12 protein-coding genes are annotated in these 22,950 nt (G+C 40.7%); 1 reads left to right on the plus strand and 11 read right to left on the minus strand.

What is annotated here, in order from left to right:
- Positions 1-240 precede the first annotated feature (240 nt).
- The 6 genes from H5R64_RS02770 to parE all read right to left on the minus strand — a co-directional run bounded on the left by H5R64_RS02770 (position 241) and on the right by parE (position 16,270).
- Positions 241-6,888 carry a YSIRK-type signal peptide-containing protein gene (locus tag H5R64_RS02770; RefSeq protein ID WP_182582786.1) on the minus strand — a complete coding sequence of 2,216 codons (6,648 nt, stop codon included), beginning with the start codon at positions 6,886-6,888 and terminating at the stop codon, positions 241-243.
- A 32-nt stretch (positions 6,889-6,920) separates the two neighbouring features.
- Entirely contained in the window at positions 6,921-8,408 is a 1,488-nt protein-coding gene (locus H5R64_RS02775; RefSeq protein ID WP_182581404.1) for a glycosyltransferase, read from the minus strand.
- Positions 8,405-9,967, minus strand: a complete 1,563-nt coding sequence (locus tag H5R64_RS02780; RefSeq protein WP_182581403.1) for a glycosyltransferase family 4 protein — start codon at positions 9,965-9,967, stop codon at positions 8,405-8,407. Before H5R64_RS02780 ends, H5R64_RS02775 begins: the two co-directional genes overlap by 4 nt.
- Before the next feature lie 707 nt (positions 9,968-10,674).
- On the minus strand, positions 10,675-11,610 hold the full coding sequence (locus H5R64_RS02785; protein ID WP_182581402.1) for a manganese-dependent inorganic pyrophosphatase: 936 nt from the start codon (positions 11,608-11,610) through the stop codon (positions 10,675-10,677).
- 136 nt (positions 11,611-11,746) lie between these two features.
- On the minus strand, positions 11,747-14,218 hold the full coding sequence (parC, locus tag H5R64_RS02790) for a DNA topoisomerase IV subunit A (RefSeq protein ID WP_182582730.1): 2,472 nt from the start codon (positions 14,216-14,218) through the stop codon (positions 11,747-11,749).
- Positions 14,219-14,236: 18 nt separating this feature from the next.
- Positions 14,237-16,270, minus strand: coding sequence for a DNA topoisomerase IV subunit B (parE, locus tag H5R64_RS02795; protein ID WP_182581400.1), 2,034 nt, complete (start codon positions 16,268-16,270; stop codon positions 14,237-14,239).
- A 206-nt stretch (positions 16,271-16,476) separates the two neighbouring features.
- Here parE and plsY point away from each other — a divergent pair, with 206 nt between their 5' ends.
- Entirely contained in the window at positions 16,477-17,097 is a 621-nt protein-coding gene (plsY, locus tag H5R64_RS02800; protein WP_182581399.1) for a glycerol-3-phosphate 1-O-acyltransferase PlsY, read from the plus strand.
- Between the two features lie 46 nt (positions 17,098-17,143).
- Here the strand turns inward: plsY and H5R64_RS02805 are convergent, their stop codons facing one another.
- The 5 genes from H5R64_RS02805 to ylqF form a co-directional block, all read right to left on the minus strand.
- The gene (locus H5R64_RS02805; protein ID WP_182581398.1) at positions 17,144-18,022 is read right to left on the minus strand and encodes an aldose 1-epimerase family protein; all 879 of its coding nucleotides are present in this window, start codon (positions 18,020-18,022) and stop codon (positions 17,144-17,146) included.
- A gap of 111 nt (positions 18,023-18,133) precedes the next feature.
- On the minus strand, positions 18,134-20,260 hold the full coding sequence (gene topA / locus H5R64_RS02810) for a type I DNA topoisomerase (protein WP_182581397.1): 2,127 nt from the start codon (positions 20,258-20,260) through the stop codon (positions 18,134-18,136).
- 135 nt (positions 20,261-20,395) lie between these two features.
- Positions 20,396-21,262 (minus strand): DNA-processing protein DprA, encoded by an 867-nt coding sequence (dprA, locus tag H5R64_RS02815; protein WP_182581396.1) that lies wholly within the window; start codon positions 21,260-21,262, stop codon positions 20,396-20,398.
- A gap of 45 nt (positions 21,263-21,307) precedes the next feature.
- The gene (locus H5R64_RS02820) at positions 21,308-22,081 is read right to left on the minus strand and encodes a ribonuclease HII (RefSeq protein WP_182581395.1); all 774 of its coding nucleotides are present in this window, start codon (positions 22,079-22,081) and stop codon (positions 21,308-21,310) included.
- Positions 22,074-22,946, minus strand: coding sequence for a ribosome biogenesis GTPase YlqF (ylqF, locus tag H5R64_RS02825; protein WP_182581394.1), 873 nt, complete (start codon positions 22,944-22,946; stop codon positions 22,074-22,076). Before ylqF ends, H5R64_RS02820 begins: the two co-directional genes overlap by 8 nt.
- Positions 22,947-22,950 lie beyond the last annotated feature (4 nt).

A 22,950-nucleotide genomic window follows, 5' to 3' on the forward strand; every position in this document is an offset into this window, starting at 1 on the left:
ATTGCTTCCTTGGACAGCAAACCCTGTTTTCAATATTCTCCGTTAAGATTCCCTAACGGCACGCAAAGTAGTGTTAATTACCATCTCTTCATTAAAATCAGGCAACTTTACAATCATGATCAACACAATAATTGGGGGAAATAAATAAGCAGCTTGCGCCAAAGTTCAGGCACGAGCTGCTCAATTGAAATTTATTTAATTTTTCTATTAGTACTGTTTGACGAAGAACCTTTCATTCTACTAATTATCCTGCTTTTTTTGCTTCTTAGTTCCTGCTAACCCTAGAAGGCTGCCTATGCTTGCAATTAATAATCCAAGCATACCTTCAACAGGTGTATTAGCTTGGCCAGTTTGTGGTAAGCGCTTCTCGTTATTTTTATTATTTGAATCAATAGCCACTTGATCCTTACCACTAGTATTAGAATTATTTATTACAGGTTGACCAGAAACGGTAGAAGTTGAGCTGGTGCTTGATGAAGCACTTGAACTTGGTTCTGAAGCTGAACTAGAACTAGCACTTGATGAAGAACCTGAACTTGGTTCTGAACCTGGATTCTCAGAATCAATAGCAGCTTGCGCCTCAGATGCTGCGGTACTTGCTTCACTATCAAAGTTAGCAACATCAACGGCAGCACTGGCGGCCAATTCAGCTGAAGTTTTAGCTTTTTCTTCATCTACAAGCGCTTCACTTGCAGCAGCACTAGCAGCTTGGGCAGCACTACTTGCTTCACTTGCAGCACTGGCAGCTTGACTTGCCAGGCTTACTGCTAGAGATGCGTTGCTTGCTTTTGCGGCACTATCAGCTTGACTTGCTAAGTCCATAGCAGTACTTGCGTGTTCACTAGCAATACTGTTTTGTGCACTAGCAGTAGACTTTTGAATTACGGCAGCACTAGCGGCACTTGATGAAGTTTGGGCAGCGCTACTTGCAACAGCTGCTGCTGACTTCGCAGCACTAGCGGCACTATTAGCCTTTTTAGCAGCACTGGCCACTCCACTATTAGTTGGATGCGCACTGGCTAAACTGGTGACATCAGTTGCTTTACTTTGAACAGCATTGGCCTGACTAGTTGCAGTACTTGAAAGATCAGCCGCACTCTGACTATAACTGCCTGCGGCACTGGCAGCACTAGCAGCAGCTGATTCATCAGAAGTTGCATTAGTATGAGAAACAGCAGCTTCGCTAGCAGAAGAACTTGCGTGGCTGGCAGCGATTTCACCTACAATGGCTTCACTGGCTTCACTCTTAGCTACTTTGGCACTGCTACTTGCCTGACTTGCAATCTCAGCCATTGAACTTGCGGCACTGGCAGCTTGGCTTGCAATGCTTGCAGCACTGCTTGCTTTTCTTGCAGCAGCTCGAGCGGCACTTTCCGCAGTACTAGCATCCTTAGCCGCACTCCTGGCTTGGGAAGCAGCGGTACTTGCAGCTGAAATATCACCAGTGTTAAACGCAGAATCTGCTTCACTCTTAGCAGCATTAGCAACACTAGCAGCGCTCTCAGCGATCACATCCGCTGATTTTGCATCTTCATAAGCCTGACTTGCAACGCTACTTGCTGAAGCCGCATTAGATTTAGCTACACTAGCGGCACTAGCGGCACTACTTGCCTTCTTAGCAGAACTATTGGCAACTACTGCAGCACTTGAAACTAATGAGTTAGTTGGATGAGCTGAAGCCATTGAAGCTACCTCACTGGCTGTTTCACTAGCATTCGTGGAATCACTAGCAGCCGACTTAGTAGAGTCTGTTGTTGAACTCGTTGCATTGGATGCAGCAGTTGATGCAACTGCTGCTGATTTTGCGTAATCATTAACTTTAATCGAAGATGAATTAGCGGCACTGGCTGCACCACTTGCTAATGAATCTGCAGTTGTTACCGCCGTTAAATCAGCAATTGCGGCACTCTTAGCTTCACTTGCTTGACTTTCAAAGTTCATAGCAGAAGCGGAGTAACTATCAAGATCACCAATTAACTTCTTAGCTTTTTCTTCATCTACAAGCGCTTGACTAGCGGCACTTGAAGCAATGACTTCGGCACTTTGCGCGGCACTCTTAGCAGCACTGGCAATAGTAGCTAAGCTTTCAGCTGCACTAGCATTGCTTGCCTTATAAGCACTATCAGCGGCACTGGCGGCGCTGTTTGCAAGTTTTGCTTGTTCACTAGCAACATGGTCTTGATCAGCAGCAATTGATTTTTGAACTGCAGCGTCTGAATTTGCGGCACTTACTTCAGCTGCAACACTACCTGCACTACTTGCGGCTTCACTAGCTGATTTAGCTGCACTACTTGCGGCAGACGCTGCGCTTGATACGACCTCATTATCTGGATACTCGCTTGCCATTGAAGCTACTTGATCCGCAATAGCTTTAGTATCTTCAGCAGTGTGGCCGACTTGAGTTGATGCGCTATTTGCATGACTATTGTAGTCTCTAGCAACACTGGCGGCACTACTTGCAACAACCTCATACGAGTTAACAGCTGTTGAAGCCGTGTCAGCTTCCTTAGCATCTTCACTAGCTTGGCTAGCAGCAATTTCCCCTCTGATGGCTTCACTGGCTTCACTCTTAGCTTCACTTGCGTGGTTCAAAGCAGTTGAAGTTGCAGTTTCATAAGAAGTTGCATCTTGAGCAGCACTTGAGGCAATTGAATTTGCTTGACTAGCAGCAACCCTGGCCGCGTTAGCCTCACTTGAGACTTTGGCTGCAGCTGAATTTGCGGCACTAGCAACAGCGGCGGCACTACTTGCGGCACTTACATTACCTTCTTTGGCAAAACTTGCAGCATCACTAGCAGCGCTGGCAGCTTTAGCAGCGGCACTACTTGCGACATCAGCGGCACTACTTGCAACTGAATTTTGAATAGTTGCGCTACTTGCAGCATCACTTGCAACAGTTGCAGCACTTGAAGCTTTAGCTGCGGCACTGCTTGCAGCATTAGCGGCACTACTTGCCTTAACTGATGCACTTGAAACTAATGAGTTAGTTGGGTGTGCACTGGCCATTGAAGCTACATCATCTGCGGTACTCTTGGTTGCTTTTGAATTATCGGCAGCACTTGACGCAGTATCAGAAACTTGGCTACTTGTATCATTAGCTTGAGCTGCACTTGATGAAGTGGCAGTTGAAGCAATAGCAGTACTTGCTGCACTTGATTGTGCTTGGCTAGCTTGGTTATTAGCATTACTTGCATAGCTTTCTGCTAAAATTGCTTGATCTGCATCGCTAGCTGCTACCGAAGCAGTTACAGCAGCAACCTTTGCATCGCTAGCATATTTATCAGCAGCACTAGCAGCATTGGCGGCACTTTCAGAAGTCTTCTTAGCGTCTGCTAACAAACCAGCGGCACTACTTGCGGCTGTACTTGCAGCTAGACTTGCAGCACTGGCGGTACTAGCAGCAGATTGAGCCTTGGCAATATTACCTAAAGCAGCATAACTACTTGCAGCATCGTTAGCACTACTTGCAGCACTGGCGGCACTACTTGCATTAGTAGCTGCGCTACTTGCGGCTGCAGTTAATGAATCAGCAGTTGAGGCTAAATCTTTAGCTGTTTGGGCTTGAACAGCAGCATTACTTGCGGCTGTACTTGAAACGGCAGCTAAACTCTTAGCAGCACTGGCGGCACTTACAACAATTGGATTATCTGAGTAAGAAGTAAGATCGGTAGCTAATGAGGCAGCTTGACTGGCAGCACTAGCTGAGTATGAACCTGCTTGAGTTGCGCTTGAGTCTGCCGCGCTACTTGCCGTCTTAATATCTGTGGCAGCACTATTAATATTAGTTTGAGTTTGATCAGTAGTTGCTTTGTCGCTAACTGCTCCTGAATTTGCTTGACTAGCAGCTAAACTGGCAGCACTAGCTTGTTCAACATTCGTTTGAGCTGCACTTAAGTAGTCCACAATTTTGTTTGCTTCACTGGTAAGTGAAGTTTGAGCACTTGCAATTGAAGCTAATGCTGCATTAGCAGTTGACTGAGCTAAGCTTGCAGCATTTGCGGCACTTTGAGCAGCACTCTTAGCTTGGGACGCAATAACTGCTTGGGCAGCGGCTTGGGAGGCAGCACTACTTGCAGCCGAAGTGTCACCATTTGCTTTAGCAGTATCTACAAGAGCAGCATAACTAGCTGCGCTACTTGCTGCTTGGGAGGCAGTACTACTTGCAGCGGCAGCACTCGCTGTCTCTTTTGCAGCAGTTGCAGCAGCTGAACTGGCAAGATCAGTAGCTCCACTAATTACCTTGGCATAGCTATCTGCATTAGATTTAGCTGTTGTAGCTTTGGTTAAATTGTCAGCTACTACTCTATTCTCCGCATTTGCACTTGATAAATTAGTGAGACTATTTAAATCATCTGCAGCACTATTAACTTCATTATTTGCACTAGACAAGTTATCCTTTGCATTTGAAGCTGCTGTACTTGCAACATCTTGAGCAGATTGTGCAGAACTAGTTGCACTTGATGCAGTAGTAGAATCAACAGCAGCACTTGAAGCATCACTTGAAGCTGCTTCTGACTTAAGATCAATGTAGGCAGATGCTGCGCTGGCATAAGCTAAATCAATATCAGCAACTGCTTGTTGAGCTCTTTGCGCATCAGATTCAGCACTTGAAGCTGCAAGCTGAGCGGCAGCAGCACTACTGGTTACTGCATTTACCTCACTAGCATAAGATGCTAGCTGTTGAGGCAGAGTTGCCATGGAGCTATATAAAACAGGATAAAAAACTGATTCCAGTGCGGCCGTTGTATCAGGGGCCGCTTTATACATTTGATTTGCCGTATTAACATCCTTAGCAAGAGCATTCGCAGCGTTTGTAATAGCACCATTACCTTTATTATTTCCTGTTACCCTTGTTGCCTTTGCAACACTACTTGAAGCGGCATCAATTTTTGTTCCTTGACTGGGAACATCGCTAGTTGCATTAGATGAAATACTATATGCACTACTTGCTGCATTAGCATAAGAGGCTAATTGATCTGGATACTGATCAACTAATTGACTAATTGCATTACTTTTAGTAGCTACTGAAGCGGTAGCACTAGAAGCAGCAATTTGAGCACTACTTGCAGCACTTGCAGCACTTGTAATTGTTTCCTTAGCAGCTGCCACTTGGACTTCGAAGAGCAGGATTTGCGCAGCGGCTAACCCTTCCTTCTTTGCAAATACGCTTGCAGCTTCACCAATTCCTGCAAGTGCACTTGCTTGATTAGCAATACTTTGGGCTACCCCAATTGGGCTTGAAGTGCTAGTTTTATCAAGAATTGGTACCAAATTATTAATTTGATTATTAATATTTGCAAAATCAGTATTACTGCTTGCAGCGGCACTCAAACTTGCAGCCGCCTCACTAGTATTATTTTGGCTTAAAGCTTCAATAGCTGCAGTTAAATCACTAGCCTTTTGAGCTGCTGCACTGGTAGCACTATGCATAGCACTTTCATCAATAGCTGCATAACTTAACTGTGCGGCTGTTTCACGAGCTGAACTGGCAACATTTGAGAGACCTACAGCTAAACTGGCAACGCTGTCGGCTACACTAGACAAAGAATCTACCTTAGTTTCCACAGGCTTTATATTACTAGTGGAAGTACCAATCGGATATCCAGAAACTGTAATACCGTTTGGATAGCTTCTACTGTAGCTGCTCAATTCATTAGCTACTGAAGTTGCTAATGGTGCATTACTGGTGGCCACACTTGCGATAGAATTTAGAGCAGTAGCTGTTTCACTAATAATATCTGCCGTTAAACTAGTTGCAGTACTTGCTGCTGAGAGATACTGACTTTGCGCATTTTGGACAAAGCTAATAGTATCTTTTGCGTAACTCGCAACTGAAGCCATCGCACTATCAAGACTTGCACTTAAACTTTGTGCCAAACTCGCTTTTGAATCTGCATTTGTCTCATTATCATATTTAGCAACGGCACTGGCAATACTTGTAGCGAGGCTACTTGCACTACTTGCTGCTGCAGCTGCACTTGCCAATGAATTATTAATATAATCTGCAATTGTTATTGGATTTCCGTCGTCGTCTTCACTTTCATTATAAAGATCGGCTAAAGACGCCATATCATCTTGAACCGCATCAGGTGGAAATCCGGTTAAAGTATAGCTTGAATCTGGTCTAATCGTAGGAATTGAGTTTGTAATTTGTTGATCAAAACTAGAAATTGAATTAGCTACACTAGCAGCATTAGACAATGCAGTCGTAGCACTAGATAAATCTGCTTGATTTGCAAGACTTGTAGCAATTGATGCCATTGAATTAGCATTATCAACATATTGTGAAAAATCAGTCGCATTAGTTTCAGCTTTTGATTCACCTAATTGAGCAAGTGCTGCTGAATTATCAGCTCCAGTTGCAAGGAAACTAGCCGTATCTAACTTTAATGAAGTAGTTTGTGTAGCAACTTTATTTTCTGCTTGCTTATTATCGCTAGATCCTTGACTATCTACATAATCAGTTGCCTTAGCGGAAGTAATTTCCGCACTACTATTCTTAGTTTCTTCGCTATAAACTAATTCATTTGCATGACTGCTTTCACTAATAGAAGGCGCTGATTGGCTAAGTGCATCTGCGCTGGCTGTACTTTCTTGGTCTACAGTTGATTCACTTGCACTTTGGGGTGTAACAGCTTCACTAGCAACAGTAGCTTCATTATCATGTGAAATTTGATTAAGTACATGCGTCTTACTAGCCAATTCACCAACTTTATCTAGCGTAGCCTGATCCACAGAGGCCGATTCTGGTTCTTTGATTTCATCTGCGTGTACTAGATCATTACTATTTGGCAAAAAGAAGAAAGAACCAATTACGACGCTAACTACCCCAATAGATAATTTACGTAAAGAGAAAACCTCTTTTTTTTGAATATCCTTTCTAGACATTAAAATTCCTCCTGTCTTTAATATTAAAATACTTAACTTATAATTTTATTCCATTTTTTCATAAAATTCGTTTCTGAACTTTCTTTAGCAGTTTGAATTGCTCCCTTGGAAAGTTCGCCATATTCTTTATCATCAGTCAAAACTTCTAATACTTTGTTAGCCAAAGCTGTCGGGGTGGTTTTAACAATATTAAAGCCATTTACCCCATCTTTGATTAGATTATTTTGAGTGTAATTAACAGCATATGTAATTACTGGTACACCACTAGCTAAACTTTCAAGCATATTCATCCCAAAGCCTTCACTATAACTAGCATTTAAGAATAATGTCGCGTCCGCTAATATTTGCTTGGCTGGATCGTAAGGAATGAATTCAACTTGCTTCTCTAAGTTTAGCTTCATAACTAGGTCTTTGAGTTTTTTTTCGTAGTCACCACTAGCAAAATATCCTTGAAGCTTTAATTTGGCTTCCGGTAATTTGTTATTTACATGTTTAAACGCTTTAATCACACCAGCAATATTCTTTTCTGGGGCTAAGCGTCCTACGTAAACTAAGGTGACCTCTTGACCTAACTCTTTTGCCTTACCTGCTTTAACGTAACTATCAGGCGCAGCAGTGATTTGACTTCGCGAAGTGGCCAGTTTTTCCACTTCCGCGGCTTGATCTTGAGTTGGCAACACTACATAATCAAATTCCTTACCGGCTTCACCATTGATACTCCGATTATAAATATTCATAATCCCATGCTGAGGATGTTTATAATCCTTAAACGGAACACTATGGAGGTAAGAAATCGTGCGCTCAGCATTTTCCACATTCAAGACTGAACTATCAAGGGTTCGCCGATCGGAAATAAAGGTACCAGGATTTTGATTATTGATTTCATTTAAGAAAAAGGTAAAAAGCTGATCTTCCGTTCTAAATTGCCAATCACGACCCTTATAATTAATCAATTTCCACATAGTTGGTAAGACTTGCTTACCAATATACATATGCGTTACTTCAATCGCAGGGCTACCGTCTGGACGTAAGTATTGCTGCATGGCAATTGAGCCGTTGGGATGGTAAGTTTCGACCATTGACTTGAAGCCACGCCAATCCCAGTATTCTTTGACTGCCGTTTGCCCAAGAGAATCATAATATTCAATACTACCTACCAGACCAACAGTTGCTGGCATTACACGAATTTCACCAATTTTTTTACCTTTGTATTCAATATTAGAGTAGTTATTATCTACCCCCACAATGTGGTAATCAGTGAGCGGAATACTATCAAGTAAACGTAATGATTGTTCCTTACGGCTAGTCTTTACTGTTCCTTGGAAGTAATCATACATATTAATGACATCTTTTTGTCTTAAGCCGTGCCTTTTTATGTCATTACTTAACATCCGGTTATAGTTACGTAGCAATAGAACCGCTTGCTTACCATTTCTATTAAAAGCATTTAATCTTGCAAATTGCGAGAATTCAGTACCAGAATTGAAAGTAAATACATTTTCTCCTACTAAATAGATCATTTTCTTACTGAACCCCCCAATGTTTTTTCGGCATCTTTAATTAAACCCTGCCAAGCATGCCATACATTTCGATCTGAGAAGCGTTCACTAGTTTCATAAGAACCATCACTAAGTTCTTGCATCAACTTTTTATCTTTAAAGATCTTAAGCATCTTGTTAGCCAATGCCTGATAATCACCAAAGTCTACGATATAACCATTCTTACCGTCAACGACAATATCATTAGGACCATAGTTAACATCATAAGTAACGCCAACCACCCCATGTGACAAAGCTTCCATTATCGCTAAATTAAACCCTTCCATCCTTGAAGTTAAGCCAAAGACTTGGGCATCTTTTTCAACTTTAGCAATATCATTGGTATAGCCTTTGAAAGTTACGACATCCTCAAGAGCTAATTCTTTGATTAATTTTTCAATTTTGCGTTTTTCACCATAATTATTGGATGAATCGGCATACCCATAAAGATCTAACGTTACTTCAGGAATCTGATCATGCACAATTTTGACAGCACGCACTAAATCGTCTAACCGTTTTTCATAAGCAATCCGAGCTACCGCAATTATTTTACCAAAGGTACGTTTATCAACAGGAATTCGTTCTTCATTTAAAGTTTCATCCTCTACTACCCCAACCGGGATGGTAAACATTTTAGCTTGCGGGTTAAATCTTTCAACCACATCATTAGTTTGACGTTGGGTAGCAGAAACAACAGATGAATAGCGATCAAGGTTAGCTAGCGCATATTCATAATTATTATTCACAATTGAATGCAAAGGGTCTTGTGCATCACCGGCTTGCGAATTATGTAAATGCATAACCGTGTAAGCCGGATTTTTCAATCTTGTTAGTGCCCCATCAGCAAGCAACGAACGATCGAGTATGAAAATATTATTTCCATCTTCATTAAGCCGGTTTAAGAAGTGCTCAAAAAGCTCATCAATCGTGTCAAAAGTATGAATTTCTCCATTCTTTTCCTGCAACCACCACCCGGTTTTTACTAACTTATGGTGAATATTGAACTTATTAAAAGTTCTAATGACAGTCCGCCCATCAGGCGTAAGCCACTCCTCATTACCAATCTTATTATCAGGTGTATACCATTGAATTAGTGATCTAAAGCCTCGGGTATCGTAATGATCTACCCGATAAAGATTACCATATTCATCAAATAATTCGGTTGACACCACTTGACGATCATGGACAGGATCATAGTTAACCCGTGCTACTAATTTACCCGTAACAGCGTTAGTAACTAAATATCTGTTTTTACTAGTTTCATCTTCACGTTTAGTAGTTACAATCCCAAAATTCAAGTCATCAACTGTTAGGTTCCGCGCAGCTACCTTAGTTGCATCTTGAAAGTAATCGAACATTCCTACTAAACTATCATCATCTACCCCTGCTGCATTTGCGGTTCGATGTAAGGTACGATTCCAATCACGTGCAATAATTTTGGCCGGTTGGTTATGTTTTTTAAATAAATTTAGTCGTTTAATCTCGGCATGTTCAATTCCCGACTTGTGATCCGGCATTCCAAAATTAATGAAATAAATCATTATTTAATCTCCTAATCTCCATAGTTTATATTCACTTAAACATTTAGTTTTAATTTATCATGCGGGTAGTAGTAACAACCACTACCCTACTGATAAAGTGCCACGCTAGCAAAAGTAATAACCAATCCACGAAGATCAAAACATATCCGTAAAAAAGGAACGGCATCGTATCAATTCTTCATAGGTATAAATTCCCAAACTAGCAAAATATTAACATTCGAGGCCAGTCAGGTTGTCTTCCCCATACTCATTACAATAGTTAGTGGGTGTCCAATTGCATTTAACTTTCTATTGTCGTGAAGCAACAACCACATTTTACCATCCACTTATTTCTTACTTACTTAGTATTTTATCATTCCAGAATTCTTCACGCTATCAACATGCACAAAATTTAAAAAGAAGCTAAGAATTAGCTCCTTAATCATAATCACCAGTCAGCAGAGTGACTATAATTCGATTAAATCCAGCATTGTAAATTCTTCAACGATTATTACTTTTTATCCTTTGCAATAAATACTACGATACTGAGATAACTATTTTGTATAAGCTAGTGGTCGCACATCCCTTCACTCTAGTTACGCACTTAACCAGGTCTAAGGCAGAAATAAACAAGCAGTTCATGCCAACATCTAGGCACAAGCTGCTTAATGAAATTATTTTATTTTCTCATCAGCTCTTCTTCAGGAAGAACCGAAAATCAATTAAAATTAGCCTTCAAAAGCATCTGTTAATGGAGGAACAACCTGCTTCTTCCGGGAAACAACCCCTGGAAGATTCATCCGCTTGTTTTCAAGCTTCTTACCAAAGGCCTTTTCAACAGTCTCAGTGTGATCACCAACTACAAACAGATCCGTATCACTGTTTAAAATGTTGGTAACCATTAGTACGAAGGTCTCATAGCCATTTTGATCCATCAAGTTACGCATTTCCTTTTCAAGATCAGCTTGACGGGAGAAAACGTCATCTAAGTCAACAGTATTTACTTGACCGATTCGTAATTTATTGCCACTAAGTTCAAAGGTCTTAGCATCACCATCAACAATCTCATTATCAGTCTTCTTAGCGATGTTAGTGCCAGCCTTTAACATGTCAATACCATACTTTTCGTAATCTTCAACGCCAGCAACCTTTGCCAAGTACTTAACAGCTTCACGATCATGATCAGTTGTGGTTGGTGATTTCAGAAGTAAAGTATCTGAAATAATTGCTGAAAGCATCATTCCGGCGAGGTTTGCTGGAATATTAATGTGCTTTTCTTGGAACAATTCAGTAATAATTGTACTTACACAGCCATATGGACGAGCAGTGATCCAAAGTGGTTGGGCAGTATTAAAGTTGGCGATCCGGTGGTGATCAACCAAGTGAGTAACAGTAACCTTATCGAGATCACTCACACTTTGTTGTGGCTCGTTGTGGTCAACAAGCATTACCTTATCAACTTCATTTGATACAGTTTCAACAACACGAGGTGCCTTCATACCAAAATGATCCAAAGCATACTTTGTTTCATCGTTGGGTTCGCCAAGAGCAACAGCTTCAGTTTCGTAACCTAATTGGTTTTGGAAGTATGAAAAAGCCATTGCAGCTGTAATTGCATCAGTATCTGGATTCTGATGACCAAAAACTAATTCTTTGTTACTCATTAAAAATTCCTCCTGTTTGCTTCAAAATTGTCCCAATAATGTGATAGGGCATGAAACAATCTACGTTTTCTATTCTATCATGGAAGTTCCAACTTGGTAGGATAATTATTAAATATCTCCGTAAAAAGTTATGAAACTAGTTTTCCTGCTTTACCGGTTCTTCATTTAAAACGTTAACTTGTTTAATCCGTAATTTTACTGGTGTCCCTTGAGTATCCGTATCAATTACGAATGTTCCGTTTGATTTAGCAGTACCAAGATGGTGATCATCAACAGCCACATCCTGGAATGCTGGTCGGTCAGTAATGATTTCAAGGACATCATGGTTGTCCGGATTATAGGCAAGAAAATCTACAATTTTATGTGGGTGAGTCTTAATGCGGTGAAGTACTAACTCCCCGCGACGAGCACGGGCCCCTATTTCAATTTCTGAACTTGCCATTTCCTTAAAGGCACCGCGTTGGGTAACCATCGCCAAGTTCTGTCCCTCAGAAACAAGTCCATAGTCAGTCGCGTAGTCGTCATCCTTCAGATTAATCGCACGGACCCCACCAGTTCTTAAACCAGTAACCGGAACGTCAGCCACATCAAAACGAACCGCGTATCCCTCACGGCTAATTACCAGAAGAGAACGACTGTTATCCGTTGGTTCATAGTAATCTACACTTACCAGTCGGGCATCAGCACTTTTTAACTTGATTCCCGTAGTTGTCCGGCTCTTATAACGACTCCCGGGTTTGTAATCAGTAAATGCCGTTTGTTTAATTTGACCATCGCTTGTTCCCATAATAATTGTTCCCGGCTGGTCAAGCTTATCAAAGACCATTGCTTTAATAATGTGCTCGTTTTCAGCTAAGCCAATTGTTTGAGAAATATGCTCCCCTGTATCTTTCCACCGTGCATCGGTAATTTCATGGACGGGCCGATAAATCACGTTGCCTAAGTTAGTAAACATAAATAAATGCGATAAAGTATTGGTTTCTTGAATTAAAATTGGATAATCATCCTCACGAAGACCGTTCTCATCCACTGGAGATGCCTTGAATGAACGGACACTCGAACGTTTGATATAACCCGCATGGGAAACCAAAAGAATAACGTCTTCTTTTGCCACAGTAACCTTCGTATCAACTTTTAGCTTTTCTACATGGCTTTCAATCTTGGTACGCCGCGGGTTACCGAATTCTTTCTTAATCGCTAACATCTCTTTACGAAGAACATTTGCCAGTTCTTGATCATCAGTTAAAATTAACTGAAATTCATCAATTTGCTGGTTAAGTTTCCGTTGCTCAGCCTTTAATTCAGAAACATCAGTATTGGTTAATCGGTAAAGCTGTAAGGTAACAATTGCTTCTGCCTGCTCTTCAGAAAAGGCGTATTCAGAAATCAAGTTCTGCTTTGCATCCTTACGGTTCTTACTTCCCCGAATAGTTTTAATTACCTGATCCAAAATGGATAAGGCCTTAATCAATCCTTCGACAATATGAAGGCGGTGCTGAGCCTTATTCAAATTAAATTGGGTTCGCCGACGAATAACTTGTTTTTGGAAAGTTAGGTATGAAGTCAAGATTCGCTTCAAGCCAACCCGCATTGGTCGTTGATCATCGATGGCCACCATGTTGAAGTTATAGTTAATTTGTAGATCAGTATTCTTAAGTAAGTAATTAAGGATCCCTTGAGCATTGGCCCCACGCTTTAACTCAATTGCAATCCGTAATCCACTTCGGTCAGTTTCATCACGTGCTTCGGCAATACCTTCAACCTTCTTTGCCAAGCGTAAGTCGTTAATTCTCTTAACTAACTGAGCCTTATTAACCTCATATGGAATCTCAGTTACGTTAATTTGTTGGCGACCACCCCGAAGCGTTTCAATTTCTGTTTTTGCCCGAACAACTACTCGTCCCCGACCAGTTTGGTAAGCTTTACGAATGCCGTCTATTCCTTGGATAATCCCACCGGTTGGAAAATCAGGACCAGGAATAAATTCCATTAGCTTTTCTAAACTGGCCTCTGGATTATTAATTAAGTAGATTAGGGCATCCAGAACTTCGCCAAGATTATGGGTTGGAATTTCAGTCGCATACCCGGCAGAGATTCCAGTGGCCCCATTCACTAATAAATTGGGGATCCGCGCGGGTAAAACGGTTGGCTCTTTTTCGGTATCATCAAAGTTCAGGGTCATTTCAACCGTATCCTTATCGATTTCTTGAAGCATTAAGCCAGAAATCTTACTCAATCGTGCTTCGGTGTACCGCATTGCCGCTGCAGGATCACCATCCATCGAACCATTATTACCATGCATTTCAATTAAAGGTTCACGTAATTTCCAATCCTGACTTAAACGTACTAATGCTTCATAAATAGAACTATCACCATGAGGGTGAAAGTTACCCATTACATTTCCGACTGACTTAGCTGACTTTCGGAATCCTTTATCATAGGTATTTCCATCCTTATTCATTGCGAATAAGATTCGCCGTTGAACCGGCTTTAACCCATCCCGAATATCAGGGAGCGCCCGTTCTTGAATAATTGATTTAGAGTAACGCCCAAAACGATCCCCCATCAATTGTTCTAGGGTCATCTTTTCAATCTTACCGTTTCTCACTACAATGTTCCTTTCTTGTTACCTAAAAAGTTCTTCTTGGCTAAAATTCTTGGCTACTCTAGTAGGTTGCTTTTTATGGTTTAGTAAATGTCCTTTGTTTTCAACCAACTCATCGGATTCCTTATCATCACTCAACGTGAATTGAACGTTGTCCTCAATCCATTCTCGACGCGGTTCAACCTTATTTCCCATTAAGGTTGTAACGCGGCGTTCTGCTAATTCAGCATCTTCAATTCGTACCTGAATCAATGTCCGTGATTCGGGATTCATTGTGGTTTCCCATAGCTGGTCGGCATTCATTTCACCAAGACCCTTAAATCGCTGAAGCTGAGCACCCTTTCCTGCCTTTTTTGTTAGTTTAGTTAATTCATCATTAGTCCAGGCATAAGTAATTTGGGTTTTTGCTCCCCGCCCAGTTTGCAGCCGATATAGTGGCGGTAAGGCGATATAAACTTTACCTGCTTCAATCATTGGCCGCATATATTTATAGAAGAAGGTTAACAACAAGATTTGAATATGAGCCCCGTCGTCATCGGCATCCGTCATAATAATGATCTTATCGTAATTAGAATCATCAACGTTAAATTCAGAACCAGCACCGGCACCAACCGTATAGATAATGGTGTTCAACTCTTCATTCTTTAATACGTCATCAAGTTTTGCTTTTTCAGTGTTCAAAACTTTTCCCCGTAACGGCAAAATCGCTTGGTACTTCCGGTCACGTCCCTGTTTTGCAGAACCACCAGCGGAGTCACCTTCGACTAGGAATAATTCGTTTTTCTTTGCATTCTTTGATTGGGCAGGAGTTAACTTTCCAGAAAGGTTCCGTTCTTTTCGACTCTTTCGTTTACCACCACGAGCCTGATTTCTAGCCTTGCGTGCCGCTTCCCGGGCTTCACGAGCCTTGATTGATTTACGAATCAGCATTTGAGCAAAGTCGCCATTTTCCATTAAGGCATAGCCAAGTTGTTCACTAACGATGGAATCAACAATCTTTCGTGCTTCCGGAGTTCCTAACTTATCCTTTGTTTGGCCTTCAAATTGTAAGATCCGTTCAGGAATCCGCACGGAAACAACAGCGGTTAGTCCTTCGCGAACATCACTACCCTCAAGGTTTTTATCTTTTTCCTTTAATAAACCAACTTTATGAGCATATTCATTAAATGTTTTCGTCCAAGCACTTCTAAATCCTGCTTCGTGGGTTCCTCCATCAGGAGTTCGGACATTGTTAACAAATGACAGTAGTGATTCAGAATAACCATCATTATATTGGGCCGCTACCTCAACCTCTACACCGTCTTGACTACCATCAAAGTACAATACTTTTCCTAGGGTGTCTTTTCCCTCGTTAAGGTAGGTAACAAATTGTTGAATACCATCCTTATATTGAAAGACATCTTGTTTTTCTTGGTTTTGGCGTTTATCCGTTAAGACAATCTTAATTCCCTTTAACAGAAAAGCCGATTCCCTTAGCCGATTAGCCAAAGTATTGTAATCATAGACAGTAGTAGTAAAAATCGCTGGATCGGGCTTAAAAGAAACCGTTGTCCCATTTCCGGCGCTCGTATGACCTAATTTTTTCAAGGTTCCAATTGGTTGGCCACCATTTTTAAACTTTTCTTGATAACGCTCATGATCTCGCACAATCGTTAAAGTTAAGTTGGTAGATAAGGCGTTAACTACTGATGCTCCGACACCATGTAATCCTCCAGAAGTTTTATAACCATCTGATTGGCCAAACTTCCCACCGGCATGGAGAACTGTCATAATCACTTCAGGGGTTGGTTTACCTGAAGCATGCATTCCTACTGGCATTCCCCGTCCATGATCTTGGACAGTAATCGAATTATCAGCTTCAATAGTGACATTGATTTCATCACCATATCCAGATAATGCTTCATCGACCGCATTATCGACAATTTCGTATACGAGATGGTGTAATCCTCGGGAATCCGTAGATCCAATATACATCCCGGGTCGTTTTCGAACGGCTTCAAGCCCCTTTAAGACCTGAATCGAGGATGCATCATACTTTACTTTCTTCGTGGCCACAAAATGACCTCCCTTTTCATTCTGAACATTCGTTCGACTGGTATATTATACCTTAATTCAAACAAGATTGTAATATAACAATAACGATAATACTTCATTTGATTATTATTTTGCAAACTGCATTTTAAAAAGTTGCTGACTCAGTAGCTTCTAACAGGATTTCGTGCTATCTTAAATGGGTAGTTATTTTTTAAGGAGTAAATTGAATGACAATTAAAATAATTGGAATGGTGATTGTTGCCTACCTTCTTGGTTCTATCCCCTCAGGGCTTTGGATTGGTCAAACTTTTTACCATAAAGATATTCGCAAACTCGGTAGTGGAAATATTGGAACCACCAACACTTTCCGTGAATTGGGACCTAAAGCAGGAGTTGTTGTCCTCCTAATGGATATCCTGAAAGGAACTTTGGCAGCCAGCCAACCATATTTATTGGGAGTTTCTCATTCAGTAAATCCACTACTTATTGGTATTTTTGCTTCATTAGGACATACTTTTTCGATCTTTGATCACTTCCACGGTGGGAAAGCAGTCGCAACTAGTGCCGGGATCTTATTAGCATATAACCCACCACTATTTGCCCTTGCTTGCGGGATCTTTATAGGAACTTTATTATTAACTAGTATGGCTAGTTGTGCCAGCATTGTTGGAATTACTTCAATTTTTATTATCGCTCTTTGTGAACATGATTTGGTTCTTAGCTGCGTTGCAGGAATTTTAACCGCACTAGTTCTCTGGCGACACAAAAGTAATATTATTCGAATCCTTACTGGTAAAGAATCATTAGTGAAATTTGGCCTCGTTTATTATTTAACGAAAAAGCATTAGTAATAAAAAAGTTCAGGAATTAATACTAATTCCTGAACTTTTTTATTTAAAATGGCTGGATACTAAACTTATAAGTGTCATTATCTTGTGGTGCTAAACGATGCATTCCCTGTTTATGAAGTAACTTGCCATCTGCATTAACATTGTCCGCAATTCCCCACCACGGTTCAACACAAACCAAGTTAGCAGTAGCAGGATACGGTGACCAAACTCCAAAATGTTGGGTTCCCAAAGTATGAACATGAACTCCGTGATTATTAACCGGATCAGTTAAGGTAGCAGTAAACTTTGCTCCACCAGTTTCAAAAATTAAGGCATCATTCTTAAATAAGTCATGGTTGATTGTTAATGGTTTCTGCATGTCAATCATAATTGGATTTTGTGAATCATTGTAAGGACCATTTAGCACAATGCGTGAATATTCTTCAGCAGGAGAAACACTTAATTGAACCCGTTCAAATGTGCTATCGTTGCTCAATGGCATATTAAAACCGGGATGAGCACCGATTGCATAAATTAGTGAATGTTTACTATCTGGGTTAGTAACCACGTAACAAACATTTAATTGATCGCCAGCTAATTCATATATTATCCGTAATTGGAAGGCAAATGGAAAGACTTTCAATGTTTCTTCATCCTCCGTTTGTTCGAGAACAACTCGTGAATTAGTTTGATCAATCACCTTAAACTCCCGATCACGAGCAAAGCCATGCTGGGTTTGATAATATGTTTTGCCCCTATATTCATATTGATCATCCTTTAGACGACCAACAAACGGAAAGAGGACTGGTGCTTGACGCTTCCATAAAGCAGGATCACCTTGCCATAAATATTCAACCTGATTGTCATTCCGTCGAATACTATGTAGTTGGGCTCCTAACTGAGCAATTTCAACAGTTAATTTATCGTTTTCTAGCTTAATCATAGTACCATTTCTCCTTAATAAAAAGCTCTCTAACCGCATCATAGCAAATTAGAGAGCTCTTTTAAATTAGTAAATTAGTAAAATTTAGTAAAACTAGATGAAATCCGCTTCCTATTTCTGTGGTGTTTCTGCGTAATCACCGTTAGGACAAACAACTTGGGTACCGCCCTTAATCTTTTTCTCAACCAAGAAGTGACCATCTTTAGGACAATTCCGACCAATTGGCTTATCCCAAGAAACAAAGTCACAATCTGGATAACGAGAACATCCATAGAAAATCCGGTTCTTCTTTGACTTTCGTTCAACAACCGTTCCTTGCCCACACTTTGGACAAGTTATTCCAGTATCCTTAACAATTGCTTTGGTATTTCGACAATTTGGGAAACGTGAACAAGCATAAAACTTACCATAGCGTCCCATTTTAATTACCATTGGGGCCCCACAAATATCACAGTCCATACCAGCAAGTTCATCTTTCATTTCAATTTTAGCAACTTCGCTTTCAGCAGTATTAACTTCCTTTGAGAATGGCTGATAAAATTTATCAACAACCCTTACCCAATCTTGCTTTCCTTCTTCAATTTGATCAAGCTTCCCTTCAACATCAGCAGTAAATTTAGCATTTACGATATCTGGAAACTGTTTTTCAATGATGGTATTAACAATTTCACCAAGTTCTGTTGGTTCAAAATGACGCGAAACCAGGCGAACATAGTAACGCCGTTGAATAGTATCTAATGTGGGGGCATAGGTTGACGGACGACCAACACCATTTTCTTCAAGGGTCTTAATCAGGGCTGCTTCCGTATACCGTGCAGGCGGTTGAGTAAAGTGTTGGGCAGGATCATCGCTTATCATTACAGCACTATCACCCTCATTTAATTCAGGAAGCAAGTTATCCTGTTCTTTCCCCCGTTTATAAACCTTTGTAAAACCAGGAAACTTAACCTTAGAGCCTGACGCCCGAAATTCAACATTATTTTGTTGCAGGTTAACGTTCATCGTATCAATAATTTCGGGTGTCATCTGGCTGGCAACGAACCGCGACCAAATTAAGTTATAGAGTTTATATTGATCATTAGTTAAGTACGGCTTCATTTTTGCTGGTGTCCGAAAAACGGAAGTTGGTCGAATCGCTTCATGCGCATCCTGAGCTCCTTCTGGCAATTTCCCCTTAATCGGTTTTATAGCAGCATATTCATCACCATACTCTTCATGAATAAACGTAGCGGCTTCATGCTTAGCAACAGAGGCAATTCGGGTTGAATCAGTTCGCATATAGGTAATTAGACCAACAGCTGCCCCCTGCTTAATATCAATTCCTTCATACAACATTTGAGCAGTCATCATTGTCTTTCGCGTTCGGAAATTCAAGCGACGATTTGCATCTTGTTGCATGGTTGACGTTGTAAACGGTGGTTGCGGTTGACGCTTTCGTTCCCGTTTAGTTACTTTGGTAATTTGGAAATCCTTATTTTTATCCAATTTACCTAAAACTCGTTGAACATCATCATTGTTTTTAAGACTAACTTTTTTGCCGCTCTCACCATAGAAGGCTGCCTTAAATTTATCCTTATTGTGTTTAAATTCAGCATCAATTGTCCAATATTCCTCGGGTTTGAAATTCTTAATTTCATTTTCCCGTTGAATAATAAGGTTAAGAGCGACAGACTGCACCCGTCCAGCGCTTAAACCCTTTTTTACTTTTTTCCATAAGATCGGACTGATTGAGTATCCCACTAACCGGTCTAATACCCGTCGTGCTTGTTGAGCATCAACTAAGTCCATATTGATAGTCCGTGGTTCGTTAAATGCCTCTTTAACCGCATCTTTAGTAATTTCATTAAAGGTTACCCGGTTTTTTTCAGAATCATCTAATTTTAAAATATTAGAAACATGCCAGGCGATCGCTTCACCCTCCCGATCGGGGTCAGATGCAAGGTAGACTGCTTTAGCATTTTTAGCATCTTTACGCAGTTCCTTGATTACATCCCCTTTTCCTCGAATCGAAATATAGTCAGGTTGGTAGTCATTTTCAATATCAACACCCATCCGACTCTTTGGCAAATCTCGCACGTGACCTAAGCTGGCGACAACCTTGTAAGATCGGCCCAGAAATTTTCCAATTGTTTTTGCTTTCGACGGTGATTCAACGATCACTAATTTCTTTTTTGGTTTTGCGCGACGAGTTATTTTTCGTTTACTCGTTGCTTCCTTCTTTGTAGTACTAGTTGCCATTTCATTGGCTCCTTACTTTTATGCTTTTAATTATCTTTACTGATACTACTATTATTAATTCATTTATATAGTATCTGTCAAACTATATCCTAATCGAATGTTGATTTTAATTAAAAAGGAGCCAAAATGCAAGGATCAATTAGTCAAAAGGAACTCCTCAAGAAGATCTTTTACCGCCGTAATTGGTTTTGCCCCTTCCGCAATTAATTGATTACAGCCCAAAGAAAGTGGCGCATCAATTCGTCCCGGAATAGCACAAACATTCCGATTTTCTTCTAAGCCGAGCGCGGCTGTAATTAGACTCCCACTACGTTTTTTCGCCTCAACGACCAGGATCGTCTCGGCCAAACCAGCAATAATCCGGTTCCGCTCAGGAAAGTGGAAAGCAACCGGTGCTTCACCTAGGCCATACTCTGAAACCACTAATCCTTTTTGCGCAACTGCCTCTTGGAGAAATTGATGGTTCCGTGGATACACTTGATCTAGTCCACAACCAACAACACCAATTGTTTTTCCTTGACGTGCTAACGTAATTTCATGACTTAATCCATCAACTCCTGCAGCTAGTCCACTCACAATAGTAATTCCACGTTTCACAATTACCGGCAAAAGACCCTTCAACGTTGCTGAACCATAACTTGTCATTTGACGAGCACCAACTACTGCCAAACACTGGGTATTCAATAAGGTGATATCACCCCTATAGAACAAAACTAGTGGTGGACAAAACATCTCGCTTAATTGGCGTGGATACTCACTGTCGATAATCGTTATGTAAGATTGCTTCATATTTAATTGGACCTTTTCTTGTAGTTCAAAACTTTCCCACTTATCTAATAACGCATTTCGTGCCCGAATACTGATCCCTGATCGTTCAATTAGTAAGCTAAGATTATTAAATGACCGTTCTTTTTCCGCGGTTTTCCATAAACGCCACCGTGAAATTGGACTTAATCCTGGACAAAGACATAGTTTTAATAAGAATTCTCTAACTTGTAACATAAAAATTCCCCCTACTTATTAGTACGGAGAATTTTAAGTTTGATATTATTTTAAATACTCGGTAACCGGATTAAATGAACGCCGGTGAATCGGTGTTGCCCCTAATCGGCGTAATCCAGCTAGATGCTTTTTTGTCCCGTATCCCATATTTTCAGCAAAATCATAACCTGGATAAACTCGATCATAATCTCGCATCAAATGATCACGATATTCCTTTGCAACGATACTAGCGGCAGCGACACTAATTGATTTTTGATCCCCTTTAATTAAGGTCGTTTGCGGTATATCAAGGTCAGGTAATGGTACCGCATCAACAATTAAATGTTCCGGTTGGTGATGTAATTGTCGGATGCTTGTCATCATCGCGTCCTGCGTTGCCGCATAGATATTTAATTGATCAATTTTTTGTGAGCTATTTACTGCAATACTAACTTCAACTGCTTCATTAATAATTTGTAGATAGAGATTTTCACGTTCATGACGCGTAAGCTGCTTTGAATCAGTAACTCCAATCAGATCAAATGTTGAATCTAAAATAACAGCACAGGTAACCACGGGTCCAGCTAATGGACCTCGGCCAACTTCATCCATTCCAGCGACATAGCGACAGCCATGTTCCCAGTAGTAATTTTCAAATTTAAACCGTTGATGAAATGCAGCGACTGCTTTTTGATACCGCTCTTCTCGTCGTTGCCACTGCTTAAGGGCGTTCTGAACTCCCTTGCGGGGATCAGCGGATAATTCTGTCAGTAAGGGTGAATTGGGATCATGGAGCATATTTAATTCCTGCTTTATATCCGCAATGGTTCGTTTACTCATTAACCCCATCCTCGTTTAAGTCTGCTGGAATTTCCATTGTGATTGCTCCCAATTTACCCTTACGTAAATCGAAAATCAAACGTTCGCTTGCCCGATCATAATCGTCACGAAAACCCATTTTTTCAGTAATCTTTAATAGTAAATCAGGATCCGAAACATTTTCATCTAGATCAGCGTCTGTTAAACGATACCGTTTCTTCAACTCATCCGGTTGTTGATGACGAAGGTAATTAAGAGCAAATAAGGCAACATCATCTTTGGCGTAAAGACTATCTTTAATTGCCCCTGAAAGAGCAAGCATTGTTCCCTGCTTTTGGCTAGCAAACTTGTGCCACAAAACTCCCGGAGTATCAAGTAACTCAAGCTCATTGGACGAACGAAGCCACTGTTGTCCTGTTGTAACTCCTGGGCGATTTCCTGTTACAGCAACATTCTTTTTTACCAAGTGATTCAGTAGGGTTGATTTTCCAACGTTAGGAACACCAACACTCATTGCCCGAATCGGTCGCTTCTTCATTCCCTTTGTTGCTTCCCTTACTAATTTATCGTGAAGGATTTCCTTGCTCTTTGCTGTGATAATTTTACTAACATTTTGCTGCCGGGAATCAAGGGCCAAGACTGGCTGATGATGTTCCTTAAAATAAGTCAACCATTCATTTAATCTCTTTGGATCAGCGAGATCAGTTTTAGTCATAATTAATAATCGTGGCTTTTCACCTGCTGCTAGTGCTATTTCAGGATTTTGCGAAGAATACGGAACTCGGGCATCAACAAGTTCAAAAACAATATCTACCAAGGGCATTTGCTCACGAATTTGACGTAATGCTTTTGCCATATGCCCAGGAAACCATTGAATTGTAGCCATTTAT

It is taken from the genome of Limosilactobacillus fastidiosus (assembly GCF_014145505.1).
GTDB classification, from domain to species: domain Bacteria; phylum Bacillota; class Bacilli; order Lactobacillales; family Lactobacillaceae; genus Limosilactobacillus; species Limosilactobacillus fastidiosus.